At 60.5% G+C, this 16,153-nt stretch carries 13 protein-coding genes; 2 read left to right on the top strand and 11 right to left on the bottom strand.

The window, feature by feature from the left end; genetic code table 11:
- Position 1: 1 nt before the first annotated feature.
- The 5 genes from ACVWYU_RS20690 to ppsA all read right to left on the bottom strand — a co-directional run bounded on the left by ACVWYU_RS20690 (position 2) and on the right by ppsA (position 5,518).
- Positions 2-250 (bottom strand): hypothetical protein, encoded by a 249-nt coding sequence (locus ACVWYU_RS20690; protein WP_020801096.1) that lies wholly within the window; start codon positions 248-250, stop codon positions 2-4.
- A 63-nt stretch (positions 251-313) separates the two neighbouring features.
- The gene (locus ACVWYU_RS20685) at positions 314-1,309 is read right to left on the bottom strand and encodes a zinc transporter ZntB (protein WP_247256110.1); all 996 of its coding nucleotides are present in this window, start codon (positions 1,307-1,309) and stop codon (positions 314-316) included.
- A 21-nt stretch (positions 1,310-1,330) separates the two neighbouring features.
- Positions 1,331-1,822, bottom strand: a complete 492-nt coding sequence (rraA, locus tag ACVWYU_RS20680; RefSeq protein ID WP_090323966.1) for a ribonuclease E activity regulator RraA — start codon at positions 1,820-1,822, stop codon at positions 1,331-1,333.
- 137 nt (positions 1,823-1,959) lie between these two features.
- Positions 1,960-2,949: an alpha/beta fold hydrolase gene (locus tag ACVWYU_RS20675; protein ID WP_090323967.1), complete on the bottom strand. Its 990-nt coding sequence runs from the start codon at positions 2,947-2,949 to the stop codon at positions 1,960-1,962.
- Positions 2,950-3,142: 193 nt separating this feature from the next.
- Positions 3,143-5,518 carry a phosphoenolpyruvate synthase gene (gene ppsA, locus ACVWYU_RS20670; RefSeq protein ID WP_457373553.1) on the bottom strand — a complete coding sequence of 792 codons (2,376 nt, stop codon included), beginning with the start codon at positions 5,516-5,518 and terminating at the stop codon, positions 3,143-3,145.
- Positions 5,519-5,692: 174 nt separating this feature from the next.
- Between ppsA and ppsR the strand changes: the two genes are divergently transcribed.
- Positions 5,693-6,511, top strand: a complete 819-nt coding sequence (gene ppsR / locus ACVWYU_RS20665) for a posphoenolpyruvate synthetase regulatory kinase/phosphorylase PpsR (RefSeq protein ID WP_090323970.1) — start codon at positions 5,693-5,695, stop codon at positions 6,509-6,511.
- A gap of 132 nt (positions 6,512-6,643) precedes the next feature.
- Here the strand turns inward: ppsR and prpD are convergent, their stop codons facing one another.
- From prpD to ACVWYU_RS20635, 6 genes are all read right to left on the bottom strand, one after another.
- The gene (gene prpD / locus ACVWYU_RS20660; protein ID WP_457373552.1) at positions 6,644-8,128 is read right to left on the bottom strand and encodes a 2-methylcitrate dehydratase; all 1,485 of its coding nucleotides are present in this window, start codon (positions 8,126-8,128) and stop codon (positions 6,644-6,646) included.
- Positions 8,129-8,353: 225 nt separating this feature from the next.
- Complete coding sequence (gene prpF / locus ACVWYU_RS20655) at positions 8,354-9,544, bottom strand: 2-methylaconitate cis-trans isomerase PrpF (protein ID WP_247256113.1); 1,191 nt, start codon at positions 9,542-9,544, stop codon at positions 8,354-8,356.
- A 66-nt stretch (positions 9,545-9,610) separates the two neighbouring features.
- Positions 9,611-12,205 carry a Fe/S-dependent 2-methylisocitrate dehydratase AcnD gene (gene acnD, locus ACVWYU_RS20650; protein ID WP_090323973.1) on the bottom strand — a complete coding sequence of 865 codons (2,595 nt, stop codon included), beginning with the start codon at positions 12,203-12,205 and terminating at the stop codon, positions 9,611-9,613.
- A gap of 194 nt (positions 12,206-12,399) precedes the next feature.
- On the bottom strand, positions 12,400-13,527 hold the full coding sequence (gene prpC / locus ACVWYU_RS20645) for a bifunctional 2-methylcitrate synthase/citrate synthase (RefSeq protein WP_247256114.1): 1,128 nt from the start codon (positions 13,525-13,527) through the stop codon (positions 12,400-12,402).
- A gap of 179 nt (positions 13,528-13,706) precedes the next feature.
- Positions 13,707-14,600, bottom strand: coding sequence for a methylisocitrate lyase (prpB, locus tag ACVWYU_RS20640; RefSeq protein WP_047531524.1), 894 nt, complete (start codon positions 14,598-14,600; stop codon positions 13,707-13,709).
- Complete coding sequence (locus ACVWYU_RS20635) at positions 14,597-15,313, bottom strand: GntR family transcriptional regulator (protein ID WP_247256151.1); 717 nt, start codon at positions 15,311-15,313, stop codon at positions 14,597-14,599. The genes prpB and ACVWYU_RS20635 overlap by 4 nt, the downstream gene beginning before the upstream one ends.
- A 303-nt stretch (positions 15,314-15,616) precedes the next feature.
- Between ACVWYU_RS20635 and rloA the strand changes: the two genes are divergently transcribed.
- Complete coding sequence (gene rloA, locus ACVWYU_RS20630; RefSeq protein ID WP_090323981.1) at positions 15,617-16,153, top strand: retropepsin-like aspartic peptidase RloA; 537 nt, start codon at positions 15,617-15,619, stop codon at positions 16,151-16,153.

The following is a 16,153-nucleotide window of genomic DNA, read 5'->3' as shown; positions in this document are numbered from 1 at the left end:
TTCAATCAGCCTTATCAGCAGTGCGGGCGGTAGGTTTACGTAGGCGGGATACGGGCGCCACATGGGCCGATCCGTTATTAAGGGCAATCATCAGGGCGGGCAACCAACGGCCCAGCAGGCTGAACAAATCACCGGCGCCGACCTGGCGATTGGCGGTTTTCAGTACACGACCAAGGCAAGCATCGTCGTCCCGGGTGGACGGAGACGCCTTGAGCATGTCACGCAAAGACTGTTCAAACGGATCGTGCATACGCACCTCTCGTGATGTCTGTGAAAGACGCGATCAAATTTGCCCAGGTCACATGGCTCACGTTCAAACCCAGCGCAAACGGCGGAACAACCACCACTGCCCCAAGGCCACCACGACCATTATCAGGCAGGCAATCACGAACCCGTAAGGGTTCCCCGAGAACGGGATTCCACCGACGTTGATTCCCAGCAGACCGGTCAGAAAACTCATCGGCAAAAAAATCCCGGTGATGATCCCGAAGCGGTACATCGTGCGGTTCATGCGCACGCTCAAACGCCGGTCTTCAGCCTCCAGGACCAGCCCCACCCGCTCCCGGGTCAATTCCAGCTCTTCCAGATAGCGGGTCAGGCTGTTGTTCAATTCGTTCCAGTAATCACCATCGTCGTCGACGAACCAGGGCAATTTGATCCGTGTCAGCTGACCAAAAATATCCCGCTGCGGAGCGAGAAACCGCTTCAACGCAGCCGCTCGCCGACGGATCTGTAAAATCGCTCCATGCTCGGGTGTGTACCGTTCGTCGGCATCGAGTTTTTCTTCTTCCTCATCGACCACTTCCGAGAGGTCGCTGACCAGATCCTGCACCTTGTTGGTCAAGTACTGCGCCATATACAGGATGAGTTCGGAGGCCGTTTTTGGTCCTTTGCCATCCGCCAGTTGCACCAGCAACTCATCCGTGGCGCGCAATGGGCGCAAACGCAAGGAAATGACGCGCTGGGCAGACCCGAAGATCCGCACCGAGACCATGTCTTCAGGCTCGGCACCCGGATTCAGATTGACCCCGCGCAAAAATAGCAGCAGTTCGCTGTCCGAAAGCTGTAAAAGACGCGGTCGGGTGTTTTCTTCCAGCAGCAGATCACAGCTGAACTCACTCAGACCACTGGATTTGCGCAGCCAGGTCTGGGTCTGCGGATGACTGCGATCCCAATGCAGCCACAGGCTTTCATGGGCCTGCAGCTGCAATTCATCGAGTTCAGTCCGGGCTATCGAACGCGCGCCACCTTTACCATCCAGTACCAGGGCATGAACCAGCCCCCATTGCGCGTTTTCTTCCTCAAACATCCGCATTCCTTCGGTCAAAGCTTACTCAGGCATTTTCAGCGGACTAGGCGAGATAATCACGCCGTTGTTGTCCGCATAGATGTAATGGCCCGGATGGAAGGTCACGCCAGCAAAGGTCACGGCCACGTTCAGATCGCCGATACCGCGCTTGTCGGTTTTCATCGGGTGGCTGGCCAAAGCCTGAACCCCCAGATCGGTTTGCGCGATCACGTCGACGTCACGGATGCAACCGTAGATCACCAGCCCTTCCCAGCCGTTGTTCGCGGCTTTCTCGGCCAGCATGTCACCCAGCAATGCACGACGCAGGGAGCCTCCGCCATCGACCACCAGCACCTTGCCATTACCTTTGAGCTCGACTTGCTCCTTGACCAGCGAGTTGTCTTCGAAGCATTTGATGGTCACGATTTCGCCGCCGAAGGAATCCCGACCACCGAAATTGCTGAACATCGGTTCCAGCACCTGCACCAGCTCCGGATAGGCGTCGCACAGGTCAGGCGTGAGGTAATGATTCATCGAGAAACTCCTGTTAAGAGGAAGACAGCACGAACATCACTGATGACTCAGTCATCGAAAATGACCAGAACAGCTCAATGCGTCATATCTTAGCCGCTAGCCGATCAGAGCGAAATGCCCTTGATAGAGCGGCCAATTCAAATCACCGCAGCCAAATCCGCTTCTGCACCCGGCAGAGGGGTTTGCTGATCCGCCAGCCAACGGGCCACCAGCGGCCAGACTTCAGCCTGCGCGGCTTTGCTGACCAACATTTCCACGTGGCCAAAATTGTCGGCAAAGCCCTGCTCGCGACCCAGGTTGATAAATTGCTTGTGCTCTGAACCCAGCTGATCGAACAGCTTGCGACAAGCCCAGGCCGGGTCCTGATGATCACCGGCGGCACTCACCGCCAGTACCGGCAATTTAACCTCGGCCAGACCCGCCCACCAGTTCTTGTCGGCATCACCAAAGCGCCCGAACAGGCCGTACCAGCGCATGCTTTCCAGGGCCAGGCCAATCGGCTCGTCCTCCGGGCCGCGCTTGAGCCGCGAACCCGACAGCTGGGCAAAACGCTTGAGAATGAAGCGCCCACTCCACTCCACCGGTGGAATCTTCAGTGGCCAGTAGGTCCGGCTGACCTGAGTGCCAAAGAACGCCGCTGACGCGACCACGGGCTCACCGATGTATTCACCGCCCAGCGCTGCCGCCAGGGTGATGCCACCCAGCGAGTGACCGATCCAGTGCGGCACCTGGCCGCTTTGCTCACGCACAAACGCGCCGATGGCCGGAAGATCGTAACGAGCGTAGTCGGCGACGCGGTTCTTGCGGTAGTTGCGGTTGCGCTGGGACAAGCCGTGACCACGCATCTCCGGAATCCACACGTCGAAGCCCAGGCGCGTCAGATAGGCACCGAGACCCAGCCCTTTCGGAGAAAACCAGAAGCGTCGATTGGAAAAACTGCCGTGCAGCAGGATAACCGGCACGCCACGCACCGCCGGCTCATCGGCCATGCCGAGGCGAGTCACCGCGATTTCGACGGTGCCGTCGGGGCTGTTGCCGGGTTTTAAACGATAAACATCTTCGCTCAGATCACCGCGCCGCTCGGCGCTGATCAGGGCGACAGGAAATAGGTTGCTGCTGCTTTGCATAAGCTCTTGCACAAAAAAGGGCGGCATCCGGAGGAGCCCGCCCTACTTGAATCTTAAAGGCACCGCCCCCGGTGGGAGCGAGCCCGCTCGCGATGGACTCCAGAACAACGCGTTTATCGAGTAAACACGCGTTATCGTTTACGACCATCGCGAGCAGGCTCGCTCCGACAGAGAGCGGCCCGTTTACACCGGATCAAGCTTGCGCCTGACCCTCAGCCAGGAAGAACCAGGTTTCCAGTACGGAATCAGGGTTCAACGACACGCTTTCGATGCCTTGTTCCATCAGCCATTTGGCCAGGTCCGGGTGGTCCGAAGGGCCCTGACCGCAAATGCCGATGTACTTGCCGGCCTTGTTGCACGCGGCAATGGCGTTGGCCAGCAGCTTCTTGACCGCCGGGTTACGCTCGTCGAACAGGTGCGCGATGATCCCGGAGTCGCGGTCCAGGCCCAGGGTCAGCTGGGTCAGGTCGTTGGAGCCGATGGAGAACCCGTCGAAGAACTCGAGGAACTCTTCAGCCAGGATGGCGTTGGACGGCAGTTCGCACATCATGATGACGCGCAGACCGTTGTCGCCACGGGCCAGGCCGTTTTCCGCCAGCAGGTCCACAACCTGGCTCGCTTCGCCCAGGGTACGGACGAACGGCACCATGATTTCGACGTTGGTCAGGCCCATCTCGTTGCGAACGCGCTTGAGAGCACGGCATTCGAGTTCGAAGCAGTCACGGAACGATTCGCTGATGTAACGCGAAGCGCCACGGAAGCCCAGCATCGGGTTTTCTTCTTCCGGTTCGTAGAGCTTGCCGCCGATCAGGTTGGCGTATTCGTTGGACTTGAAGTCCGACAGACGCACGATGACCTTCTTCGGCCAGAACGCCGCCGCCAGGGTGCTGATGCCTTCAACCAGTTTCTCGACATAGAAACCGACCGGATCGTTGTAACCGGTGATACGCTTGTCGACGCTTTCCTTGATGTCCAGCGGCAGACCGGCGTAGTTCAGCAGTGCCTTGGGGTGCACGCCGATCATGCGGTTGATGATGAACTCCAGACGGGCCAGGCCCACACCGGCGTTCGGCAGCTGTGCGAAGTCGAAGGCACGGTCCGGGTTGCCGACGTTCATCATGATCTTGAACGGCAGCTCCGGCATGGCGTCCACGGAGTTCTTCTTGATGTCGAAGCCCAGTTCGCCTTCGAAGATGAAACCGGTGTCGCCTTCTGCGCAGGAAACGGTCACGCCCTGGCCGTCTTTCAGCAGCTGGGTGGCGTTACCGCAACCGACCACGGCCGGGATACCCAGTTCACGGGCGATGATCGCCGCGTGGCAGGTACGACCGCCACGGTTGGTGACGATGGCGCTGGCACGCTTCATGACCGGTTCCCAGTCCGGGTCGGTCATGTCGGAAACCAGCACGTCGCCTGGCTGGACCTTGTCCATCTCGGACACGTCCTTGATGATGCGGACCTTGCCGGCGCCGATGCGCTGGCCGATGGCACGACCTTCCACCAGCACGGTGCCGGTTTCTTTCAACAGGTAACGTTCCATGACGTTTGCCTGGGTGCGGCTCTTCACGGTTTCCGGACGGGCCTGCACGATATACAGCTTGCCGTCGTCACCATCCTTGGCCCATTCGATGTCCATCGGGCACTTGTAGTGCTTCTCGATGATCATCGCCTGCTTGGCCAGTTCGCTGACTTCGGCGTCGGTCAGGCAGAAACGCGCGCGATCGGCCTTGTCGACATCGACGGTCTTGACCGAACGACCGGCCTTGGCCTCGTCGCCGTAGATCATCTTGATGGCCTTGCTGCCCAGGTTGCGGCGCAGGATTGCCGGACGACCGGCGGCCAGCGTGCCCTTGTGCACGTAGAACTCATCCGGGTTCACCGCGCCTTGCACGACGGTTTCACCCAGGCCGTAGGCGCCGGTGATGAACACCACGTCACGGAAACCCGATTCGGTATCGAGGGTGAACATCACGCCGGCAGTGCCGGTTTCGGAACGGACCATGCGCTGCACGCCGGCCGACAGGGCAACGAGCTTGTGGTCGAAGCCCTGGTGCACGCGATAGGAAATGGCGCGGTCGTTGAACAGCGAGGCGAACACCTCTTTGGCGGCGCGAATGACGTTTTCGACGCCCCGGATGTTCAGGAAAGTTTCCTGCTGGCCGGCGAAGGAAGCGTCCGGCAGGTCTTCGGCGGTCGCGGAAGAACGCACGGCCACGGCCATGTCAGGATTGCCCGCGGACAACGCGGCGAACGCCGTGCGGATTTCGGTATTCAGTTTTTCAGGGAACTCGGCTTCCATGATCCATTGACGGATCTGGGCACCGGTCTTGGCCAGGGCATTCACGTCGTCGACGTCCAGGGCATCAAGGGCGTCGTGAATCTGCTGGTTCAGGCCGCTCAGTTCCAGGAAATCACGATAAGCCTGAGCGGTCGTGGCGAAGCCACCGGGCACCGATACACCGGCACCCGCAAGGTTGCTGATCATCTCGCCCAGGGATGCGTTCTTGCCCCCCACATGCTCCACATCATGGACGCCGAGCTTATCGAGGGAAACTACGTACTCTACCAAGGTGATCTCTCCACTAACTGTGTTGGAAAAGCTCAGAAGCCGGCTGCTCGGAAGAGCGTTTGCCAGCTGTATGGCCTGGACCTGGAAAATAAGTGAGAATGCGGGCCATTGGCGGCCGACAAATCGCGCCTATCATATCCAAGATTCGTCACTAGCTTAAGGCCCAAGGTGCAAATGAAACGATCTGCTTTCTTTATCTCCGATGGCACCGGCATTACCGCCGAAACCCTGGGTCAAAGCCTCCTGGCGCAGTTCGAAAACATTACCTTCAGCAAATTCACGCGGCCGTACATCGACAGCGCGGATAAAGCCCGGGCCATGGTACAACAAATCAACAAAGCCGCCGAAACCGACGGCTTCCGTCCGATTATCTTCGACACCATCGTCAATCAGGACATTCGTGAGATCCTCGCGACTTCCAATGGTTTCATGATCGACATCTTCTCGACCTTCCTGGCGCCTCTCGAACAGGAACTGACCGAGCATTCTTCCTACACCGTCGGCAAATCCCACTCCATCGGCTCCAACACCAATTACATGGAGCGGATCGAGGCAGTGAACTTCGCCCTCGACAACGACGACGGCGCCCGCACGCATTATTACGACAAGGCCGACCTGATCCTGGTGGGCGTGTCGCGCTGCGGCAAGACACCCACCTGCCTGTACATGGCCATGCAGTTCGGTATCCGCGCCGCCAACTACCCGCTGACCGAGGACGACATGGAGCGCCTGCAACTGCCAAGTGCCCTGCGTGCCCACCAGCACAAGCTGTTCGGCCTGACCATCGACCCGGATCGCCTCACCGCGATCCGTAACGAGCGCAAGCCCAACAGCCGCTATTCGAGCTACGCCCAATGCGAGTTCGAAGTGCGCGAAGTGGAGAACCTGTTCCGCCGCGAGAACATTCCGCACATCAACTCCACGCATTTTTCCGTTGAAGAGATTTCGGCGAAGATCCTCGTGGAAAAAGGCGTCGAGCGACGCTTCAAATAATCATGCGGCGTCTGATCTGACGCCTTCGCGGGCAAGCCCGCTCCCACAGGGTTATCTGATGTATGCAGATTTTGCATTCACAACAAAACCCTGTGTGCGAGCCTGCTCGCGATTGAACGATAACGCGGTCTCCTAGATAACAAACAAATCCACAAACCGATTCACAGGCGTTGCTTCAAGCCTCGCCTGATCCTTGCACAACGCGAAAATCTCCCCACTGCGCTGCCCCGTGAATCGTGTCAGCAGGTTCGCCCTGAATTTGTCCTCCAACAAAGGAATACCCTCGACACGGCGCCGCCGATGCCCAATCGGGTACTCCACCACCACGTTCTCGGTGCTGGTGCCGTCCTTGAAAAACACCTGAATGGCATTGGCGATCGAACGCTTGTCGGCCTCCAGGTACTCACGGGTGTACACCGGGTTTTCGACGATGACCATTTTCTCGCGCAACACATCGATGATCGGATGTGCCTTGTGGAAGTCATCTTCGTAATGCTCGGCCACCAGGTTGCCGAAGACCAGTGGCACCGCGGTCATGTACTGGAGGCAGTGATCGCGGTCGGCGGCATTGGCCAAGGGGCCAACCTTGGAAATGATGCGTATTGCAGATTCGTGGGTGGTGATGACGATCCGGTCGATTTCGTGCAGGCGGTTTCGCACCTGCGGATGCAGGGTCACCGCGGCTTCACAGGCTGTTTGTGCGTGGAACTCGGCGGGAAAACTGATCTTGAACAGCACGTTTTCCATCACATAACTGCCGTATGCCCGCGAGAAACCGAAAGCCCGTTTGTCTGCGGGCTTGAGCGCCAGATCGTTGTTGGTGTGACTGAACAACACGTCGTAAAAGCCCCATTGTTTGGCACTCAACACACCAGGAATGCCCATCTCGCCGCGCATGGCGATGTCCGCCAGACGAACACCACGACTGGACGCATCCCCCGCCGCCCAGGATTTGCGCGAGCCGGCATTCGGTGCATGGCGATAGGTGCGCAGCGCCTGGCCGTCGGCGAAGGCGTGGGACAACGCCGAGAGCAACTGCTCGCGATTGGCGCCCATGAGCCTGGCGGTGAGCGCCGTCGAGGCGACTTTCACCAGAATGACGTGGTCGAGGCCTACGCGATTGAACGAATTTTCCAGCGCCATCACGCCTTGTATCTCATGGGCCATGATCATCGCTTCCAGCACCGTGCGAACCGTCAACGGCGCGTCACCCTGGGCCAGGCGCTTTTGCGACACGTGATCGGCCACCGCGAGTATGCCGCCGAGGTTGTCCGACGGATGGCCCCACTCGGCCGCGAGCCAGGTGTCGTTGTAGTCCAGCCAGCGGACGATGCAGCCAATGTCCCAGGCGGCCTTGACCGGATCGAGGCGGTAGCTGGTACCGGGCACGCGAGCGCCAAACGGCACGACGGTGCCTTCGACGATTGGCCCCAGGTGTTTGGTGCATTCGGGAAAACGCAGGGCCAGCAACCCGCAGCCGAGGGTGTCCATCAGGCAGTTGCGGGCGGTATCGAGGGCTTCCTCGGACTCGATTGTGTAGGTCAGTACGTAATCGGCGATGTCCTGCAGAACCTGGTCGTAGTCCGGGCGATTATTGAGGTCAACGTTGGCGCTCATGTTCGATTTCACTCCGCACTGGTTTCGTTGAGGGGGCCTCGGTTCAGGGCAATCTCGGTCGATTACTGCTTTGTTGTTCTGAAATTCGATCAACTGTGGGAGTGAGCTTGCTCCGGGCGGCGTTCCGACGATAGCGCTGAGTCAGCCAACAAGGAGGCTGAAAGCGAAGGCCTCATCGCGAGCAAGCTCGCTCCCACAGGGTTTGCGGTGATATCGAGATTTACGTCAGAACGAATCACCCGGTACGCGAACGTAACCTTCCATCAACACCCGCGCACTGCGGCTCATGATGGCTTTGTTCACGGTCCACTCACCATTCACCTGACTGGCTTCGGCGCCGACGCGCAAGGTGCCGGACGGGTGACCGAAGCGCACCGCATTGCGTTCCACGCCGCCCGCCGCAAGGTTGACCAGGGTGCCGGAAATCGCCGCCGCGGTACCAATGGCGACAGCCGCCGTGCCCATCATCGCGTGGTGCAACTTGCCCATCGACAACGCACGCACCAGCAGGTCCACATCACCCGCCGCAACGGTTTTGCCGCTGGACGACACGTAGTCAGCCGGCTTGGCCACGAACGCCACTTTCGGCGTGTGCTGGCGCTTGGCGGCTTCGTCGATGTTGGCAATCAGGCCCATGCGCAGCGCGCCGTAGGCACGGATGGTTTCGAACATCAGCAAAGCCTTTGGATCGCCGTTGATCGCGCCCTGCAACTCGGTGCCCTTGTAGCCGATGTCTTCGGCATTGACGAAAATCGTCGGGATGCCGGCATTGATCATGGTCGCCTTGAGGGTGCCGACGCCGGGCACTTCCAGATCATCGATCAGGTTGCCGGTCGGGAACATCGACCCGCCACCGCCCTCTTCTTCCGCAGCCGGATCCATGAATTCGACTTGCACTTCAGCGGCCGGGAAGGTCACGCCGTCGAGTTCGAAATCGCCGGTTTCCTGCACTTCGCCGTTGGTGATCGGCACGTGGGCAATGATGGTCTTGCCGATGTTGGCCTGCCATACGCGCACCACGGCCACGCCGTTGTGCGGAATGCGGCTGGCGTCCACCAGACCGTTGCTGATGGCGAACGAACCGACCGCCGCCGACAGGTTGCCGCAGTTGCCGCTCCAGTCCACGAAAGGCTTGTCGATGGAGACTTGGCCGAACAAGTAGTCGACGTCGTGATCGGCCTTGATGCTTTTCGACAGGATCACGGTTTTGCTGGTGCTCGACGTCGCGCCGCCCATGCCGTCGATTTGTTTGTCGTACGGGTCGGGGCTGCCGATCACGCGCAGCAGCAAGGCGTCGCGGGCCGGACCTGGAACCTGTGCGGCTTCAGGCAAGTCTTGCAGGCTGAAGAACACGCCTTTGCTGGTGCCGCCACGCATGTAGGTGGCGGGAATCTTGATTTGCGGTGCGTGAGCCATGGTGCTCATTACTCCTGATCTGGAAAAAGACACGGGACTCAAAGTCCCGTGTCCGTGCAGCGCGTGTTAAACGGCAACCGCCGATTCTTCGAGGAAGTCCTGGGCGAAGCGTTGCAGCACGCCGCCGGCCTCGTAGATCGACACTTCTTCGGCGGTATCAAGACGGCAAGTCACCGGCACTTCGACGCGCTCACCGTTCTTGCGATGGATCACCAGCGTCAGCTCGGCGCGCGGTGTACGGTCACCGACGACGTCGTAGGTTTCGCTGCCGTCGATGGCCAGGGTGTGGCGGTTGGTGCCCGGCTTGAACTCCAGCGGCAACACGCCCATGCCCACCAGGTTGGTGCGGTGGATGCGCTCGAAACCTTCAGCGGCAATCGCCTCCACGCCCGCCAGGCGCACGCCCTTCGCCGCCCAGTCGCGGGACGAGCCTTGACCGTAGTCGGCACCGGCGATGATGATCAGCGGCTGCTTGCGGTCCATGTAGGTTTCGATGGCTTCCCACATGCGCATGACCTTGCCTTCCGGCTCCACGCGAGCCAGCGAGCCCTGCTTGACCTTGCCGTTTTCCTGAACCATTTCGTTGAACAGTTTCGGGTTGGCGAAGGTCGCGCGCTGCGCGGTGAGGTGGTCGCCACGGTGAGTCGCGTAAGAGTTGAAGTCCTCTTCCGGCAGGCCCATTTTCGCCAGGTATTCACCGGCGGCGCTGTCGAGCATGATCGCGTTCGACGGCGACAGGTGGTCGGTGGTGATGTTGTCCGGCAGCACGGCCAGCGGGCGCATGCCCTTGAGCGGACGGGCGCCGGCCAGCGCGCCTTCCCAGTACGGCGGACGGCGGATGTAGGTGCTCATCTCGCGCCACTCATACAGCGGTGCGACTTTCGGCCCGGTGTCTTCGTGGATGGCGAACATCGGGATGTACACCTGACGGAACTGCTCCGGCTTCACCGAAGCCTTGACCACCGCGTCGATTTCTTCGTCGCTCGGCCAGATGTCTTTCAGGCGAATTTCCTTGCCGTCGACCACGCCCAACACATCCTTCTCGATGTCGAAGCGGATGGTGCCGGCGATGGCGTAGGCGACCACCAGCGGCGGCGAAGCGAGGAACGCTTGCTTGGCGTACGGGTGGATCCGGCCGTCGAAGTTGCGGTTACCGGACAGCACAGCGGTGGCGTACAGGTCGCGGTCGATGATCTCTTGCTGGATCACCGGGTCCAGCGCACCGGACATGCCGTTGCACGTGGTGCAGGCAAAGGCGACGACGCCGAAACCGAGTTGTTCCAGTTCGCTGGTCAGGCCGGCTTCGTCGAGGTACAGCGCCACGGTTTTCGAACCCGGGGCCAGGGACGACTTGACCCATGGCTTGCGGGTCAGGCCGAGCTTGTTGGCGTTGCGCGCCAGCAGGCCGGCAGCGATCACGTTGCGTGGGTTGCTGGTATTGGTGCAACTGGTGATGGCCGCGATGATTACCGCGCCGTCAGGCATTTGGCCCGGTACATCGTCCCACTGGCCGGAGATGCCTTTGGCCGCCAGATCCGACACCGCGACACGGGCGTGCGGGTTGCTCGGGCCGGCCATGTTGCGCACCACCGAGGACAGGTCAAACGTCAGGCCGCGCTCGTATTGCGCGCCTTTCAGGCTGTCAGCCCAGAGACCCGTGGTCTTGGCGTAGTTCTCCACCAACTGCACCTGCTCGTCTTCACGGCCGGTCAGCTTGAGGTAGTCGATGGTCTGCTGGTCGATGTAGAACATCGCTGCCGTGGCGCCGTATTCCGGGGCCATGTTGGAGATGGTCGCGCGGTCGCCGAGGGTCAGCGCGGCGGCGCCTTCGCCGAAGAACTCCAGCCATGCGCCGACGACTTTTTGCTTGCGCAGGAACTCGGTCAGCGCCAGCACCATGTCGGTGGCGGTGATGCCCGGCTGCAGCTTGCCAGTGAGTTCAACGCCGACGCTTTCCGGCAGACGCATCCACGATGCGCGACCGAGCATGACGCTTTCCGCTTCCAGACCACCGACGCCGATGGCGATCACGCCCAGCGCATCGACGTGCGGGGTGTGGCTGTCGGTGCCGACGCAGGTGTCGGGGAACGCCACGCCATCACGGACCTGGATCACCGGAGACATTTTCTCCAGGTTGATCTGGTGCATGATGCCGTTGCCCGGCGGAATCACGTCGACGTTCTTGAACGCCTTCTTGGTCCAGTTGATGAAGTGGAAACGGTCTTCGTTGCGACGATCTTCGATGGCGCGGTTCTTTTCGAACGCTTCCGGATCGAAGCCGCCGCGCTCGACGGCCAGGGAGTGGTCGACGATCAATTGGGTCGGCACCACCGGGTTCACTTGCGCCGGGTCGCCGCCTTGCAGGGCGATGGCGTCACGCAGGCCGGCGAGGTCGACCAGCGCGGTCTGGCCGAGAATGTCGTGGCACACCACGCGGGCCGGGAACCACGGGAAGTCGAGGTCGCGCTTGCGCTCGATGAATTGCTTCAGGGATTCGGTGAGCGTGGCCGGGTCGCAGCGACGCACAAGGTTTTCCGCCAGCACGCGGGAGGTGTACGGCAGGGTGTCGTAGGCGCCCGGCTGAATGGCTTCGACAGCCGCACGGACGTCGAAGTAATCCAGATGGCTGCCAGGCAGCGATTTGCGAAATTCTGTGTTCATCGTCAGGACTCGGTCACGGTAATTACAAAGGGTGGGGCTGGCACCGGGCATGAAGTAAACACTGTCCACTGTGGGAGCGAGCCTGCTCGCGATGGTGTGTCAGTCGACACCAATGTGAATGACATTCCATCGCGAGCAGGCTCGCTCCTACAGGGATCGATGCGCTATTCAGATCCCTGCGTCGCCCCGACCATTCAGCGTTGTTCGATTGGCACGAACTTGCGCTGTTCGACGCCGATGTACTCGGCGCTCGGGCGGATGATGCGGTTGTTGGCGCGTTGTTCGTACACGTGGGCGGCCCAGCCGGTCAGGCGCGAGCAGACGAAAATCGGTGTGAACAACTTGGTCGGGATGCCCATGAAGTGGTACGCCGAGGCATGGTAGAAGTCGGCGTTCGGGAACAGCTTCTTCTGTTCCCACATGGTGGCGTCGATGGCTTCGGAAACCGGGAACAGCACCTTGTCGCCCACTTCGTTGGCGAGTTTTTTCGACCAACCCTTGATCACTTCGTTACGCGGATCGTTGTCCTTATAGATCGCATGGCCGAAGCCCATGATCTTGTCCTTGCGCGCCAGCATGCCGAGCGTGCCTTCGACCGCCTCTTCAGGCGAGGAGAAGCGCTCGATCATTTCCATCGCCGCTTCGTTGGCGCCACCGTGCAGCGGACCGCGCAGCGAACCAATGGCTGCGGTGATGCAGGAATACAGGTCGGACAGGGTCGATGCGCAAACCCGTGCGGTGAAGGTCGAGGCGTTGAATTCGTGCTCCGCGTAAAGGATCAGCGACACGTTCATCACTTTGACATGCAACTCGCTCGGCTTCTTGCCGTGCAGCAGGTGCAGGAAGTGGCCGCCGATGGACGGCTCGTCGCTCACGCAATCGATGCGCTTGCCTTCGTGGCTGAAGCGATACCAGTAGGTCATGATCGCCGGGAACGCGGCCAGCAGACGGTCGGTCTTGTCGTGTTGCTCGGAGAAATCCAGCTCTGGTTCCAGGTTACCCAGGAACGAGCAACCGGTGCGCATCACATCCATCGGGTGAGCATCGGCGGGGATGCGCTCGAGCACTTCTTTCAAGGCTTGCGGCAGATCACGCAGCTTGCTCAGCTTGGTGATGTAAGCCGCCAGCTGCGCCTTGGTCGGCAGTTCGCCGTACAGCAGCAGGTAGGCGACTTCTTCGAATTGTGCGTCAGCCGCCAGTTCGCGAACGTCGTAGCCGCGATAGGTCAGGCCTGCGCCCGACTGGCCCACGGTGGACAGTGCGGTTTGTCCGGCCACCTGGCCACGGAGCCCGGCGCCACTGAGTACTTTTGCTTCGGCCATTGCTGTCTCCAGTCTTCTTGAATTTGTTAGGGAATCGGCAAATACATTGGTCGGGATAGATCCCACCTCCTGTGGGAGCGAGCTTGCTCGCGATGGCGGGTCGCACACCGCGGGGTATCAGATGTCCCGCGTTATCGTTGGCGACCATCGCGAGCAGGCTCGCTCCTACAGGGTTTGATTCAGCCTTTCTTTTGCGCAAACAACGCATCGAGCTTCTGCTCGAAGGTGTGGTAGTCGATGCGATCGTAAAGTTCCATGCGAGTCTGCATGGTGTCGATGACGTTCTGCTGCGTACCGTCGCGGCGGATCGCGGTGTAAACGTTCTCGGCAGCCTTGTTCATGGCGCGGAAGGCCGACAGCGGGTACAGCACCAGCGACACATCGGCGCCTGCCAGTTGCTCGGTGGTGTACAGCGGCGTCGCGCCGAATTCGGTGATGTTGGCCAGGATCGGCGCTTTCACGCGGCTGGCGAACAGCTTGTACATCTCCAGTTCGGTGATGGCTTCCGGGAACACCATGTCGGCGCCGGCCTCGATGCACGCGGCGGCGCGATCCAGGGCAGATTCCAGACCTTCCACTGCCAGGGCGTCGGTACGGGCCATGATCACGAAGCTGTCATCGGTACGGGCATCGACGGCGGCCTTGATGCGGTCGACCATTTCCTGCTGCGAGACGATTTCTTTATTAGGACGGTGGCCGCAACGCTTGGCGCCGACCTGGTCTTCGATGTGAATCGCCGCCGCGCCGAACTTGATCATCGACTTGACGGTACGGGCGACGTTGAACGCCGAGGAGCCGAAACCGGTGTCCACGTCCACCAGCAGCGGCAGGTCGCAGACGTCGGTGATGCGACGCACGTCGGTCAGCACGTCATCCAGGCCGGTGATGCCCAGGTCCGGCACGCCGAGGGAGCCCGCAGCCACCCCACCACCCGACAGGTAGATCGCCTTGAAACCGGCGCGCTTGGCCAGCAGCGCGTGGTTGGCGTTGATTGCGCCGACCACTTGCAATGGATGCTCGCTGGCGACCGCATCGCGGAAACGCTGGCCTGGAGTGCTCTTGTTCAAACTCATGACTCACCTCGTTTGGCTGTCGGGTTGGCGCCGTCCTGGTAATGACGGGCGATATTGCGTTTGGAAGCGCCGATGTGGCGGCGCATCAACAACTCGGCCAGTTCACCGTCACGGTCGGCGATGGCATCGAGAATTCGGTGGTGCTCGGCGAATGCCTGGTGTGGGCGATTGGGCGTGGTGGAGAACTGGATGCGATACATGCGCACCAATTGATACAGCTCGCCGCAGAGCATTTGCGTCAGCGTACGGTTGCCGCTGCCCTGGATGATTCGGTAGTGGAAGTCGAAATCGCCTTCCTGCTGGTAGTAGCCCCGACCCGCCTGAAACGCCTCGTCGCGCTCGTGGGTTTCGAGGACCCGACGCAGCTCGTCGATTTCTTCGAGGGTCATGCGCTCGGCGGCCAGGCGACAGGCCATGCCTTCGAGGGACTCACGGATTTCGTAGAGCTCCAGCAGCTCGGCATGGTTGAGCGACACCACCCGCGCACCGACGTGCGGCACGCGCACCAGCAGGCGCTGGCCTTCGAGGCGGTGGATGGCTTCGCGCAACGGACCACGGCTGATGCCGTAGGTGCGCGCCAGCTCGGGTTCGGAGATTTTGCTGCCCGGGGCGATCTCGCCCTTGACGATGGCCGCCTGAATGCGCCGGAAGACGTTCTCGGAAAGTGTTTCCGAATCGTCCTGGGCAATGAGCGGGGGATCGAGTTGATCCAGCATATTGTCGACACCTTGAAAGCCAATGCCGCAAAAACTAGCGAATCAAGGCGCCTTAGTCAAAGGATAATTAGATATTGTCGACAATCGTCTAATAACCGTCTGCACCATAACAAAGCAGAAACCTCTGTTTATAGCCGCCGGCCAGCGCTGGCGCCATAAAACCACCGTGCTAGAATGCCGCCCGCATTTGTTTGCCACATCTGCACGGCTTGTCATAAATAGCTGATAGGCATACGAGGGAGCTTGCGCAGCGATGCCAGGGCCTTGAATCGAAGTACGGACCGCTGCGCACCAGGATTTATGAGACTCAAGCCCTTCCCCACACTCCTTTATTTTCTCTGTCTGCCCGGTTTTGCCGCAGCGGGGGAAAAGACCGTGTACGGCCTCAATGAATACGCATCCCTGGGCGGTATCGACCTGGAAGTGGCGGCCAAACTCGACACCGGGGCGAAAACCGCGTCCCTGAGTGCCCGCGACATCAAACGCTTCAAACGCAACGGCGAGTCGTGGGTGCGTTTCTATCTGGCCATCGACGCTGCCCATTCGCACCCGATCGAACGACCGCTGGCCCGGGTCAGCAAGATCAAGCGTCGGGCCGGCGACTACGACCCCGAAGAAGGCAAGAAATACACCGCCCGCCCGGTGATCGAACTGGATATCTGCATGGGCTCGGCCCTGCGCAGCATCGAAGTGAACCTGACCGACCGCAGCGCTTTTCAATACCCGCTCCTGATTGGCTCCGAAGCACTCAAACGCTTCGACGCGCTGGTCGACCCCAGCCTCAAATATGCTGCCGGCAAACCCGCCTGCACCACCGACGCTCATACCGCAGAGTAA

Source organism: Pseudomonas sp. TE12234, from assembly GCF_054061835.1.
Note: the sequence above shows the minus strand (reverse complement) of the source record. Positions and strands in the feature narration are given on the sequence as shown.

Bases quoted from the DNA above. Each gene is read 5' to 3' on its own strand.
- ACVWYU_RS20690 (WP_020801096.1), bottom strand. From the start codon at position 250: ATGCACGATCCGTTTGAACAGTCTTTGCGTGACATGCTCAAGGCGTCT.
- ACVWYU_RS20685 (WP_247256110.1), bottom strand. From the start codon at position 1,309: ATGTTTGAGGAAGAAAACGCGCAATGGGGGCTGGTTCATGCCCTGGTA.
- rraA (WP_090323966.1), bottom strand. From the start codon at position 1,822: ATGAATCATTACCTCACGCCTGACCTGTGCGACGCCTATCCGGAGCTG.
- ACVWYU_RS20675 (WP_090323967.1), bottom strand. From the start codon at position 2,949: ATGCAAAGCAGCAGCAACCTATTTCCTGTCGCCCTGATCAGCGCCGAG.
- ppsR (WP_090323970.1), top strand. From the start codon at position 5,693: ATGAAACGATCTGCTTTCTTTATCTCCGATGGCACCGGCATTACCGCC.
- prpD (WP_457373552.1), bottom strand. From the start codon at position 8,128: ATGAGCGCCAACGTTGACCTCAATAATCGCCCGGACTACGACCAGGTT.
- prpF (WP_247256113.1), bottom strand. From the start codon at position 9,544: ATGGCTCACGCACCGCAAATCAAGATTCCCGCCACCTACATGCGTGGC.
- acnD (WP_090323973.1), bottom strand. From the start codon at position 12,205: ATGAACACAGAATTTCGCAAATCGCTGCCTGGCAGCCATCTGGATTAC.
- prpC (WP_247256114.1), bottom strand. From the start codon at position 13,527: ATGGCCGAAGCAAAAGTACTCAGTGGCGCCGGGCTCCGTGGCCAGGTG.
- prpB (WP_047531524.1), bottom strand. From the start codon at position 14,600: ATGAGTTTGAACAAGAGCACTCCAGGCCAGCGTTTCCGCGATGCGGTC.
- rloA (WP_090323981.1), top strand. From the start codon at position 15,617: ATGAGACTCAAGCCCTTCCCCACACTCCTTTATTTTCTCTGTCTGCCC.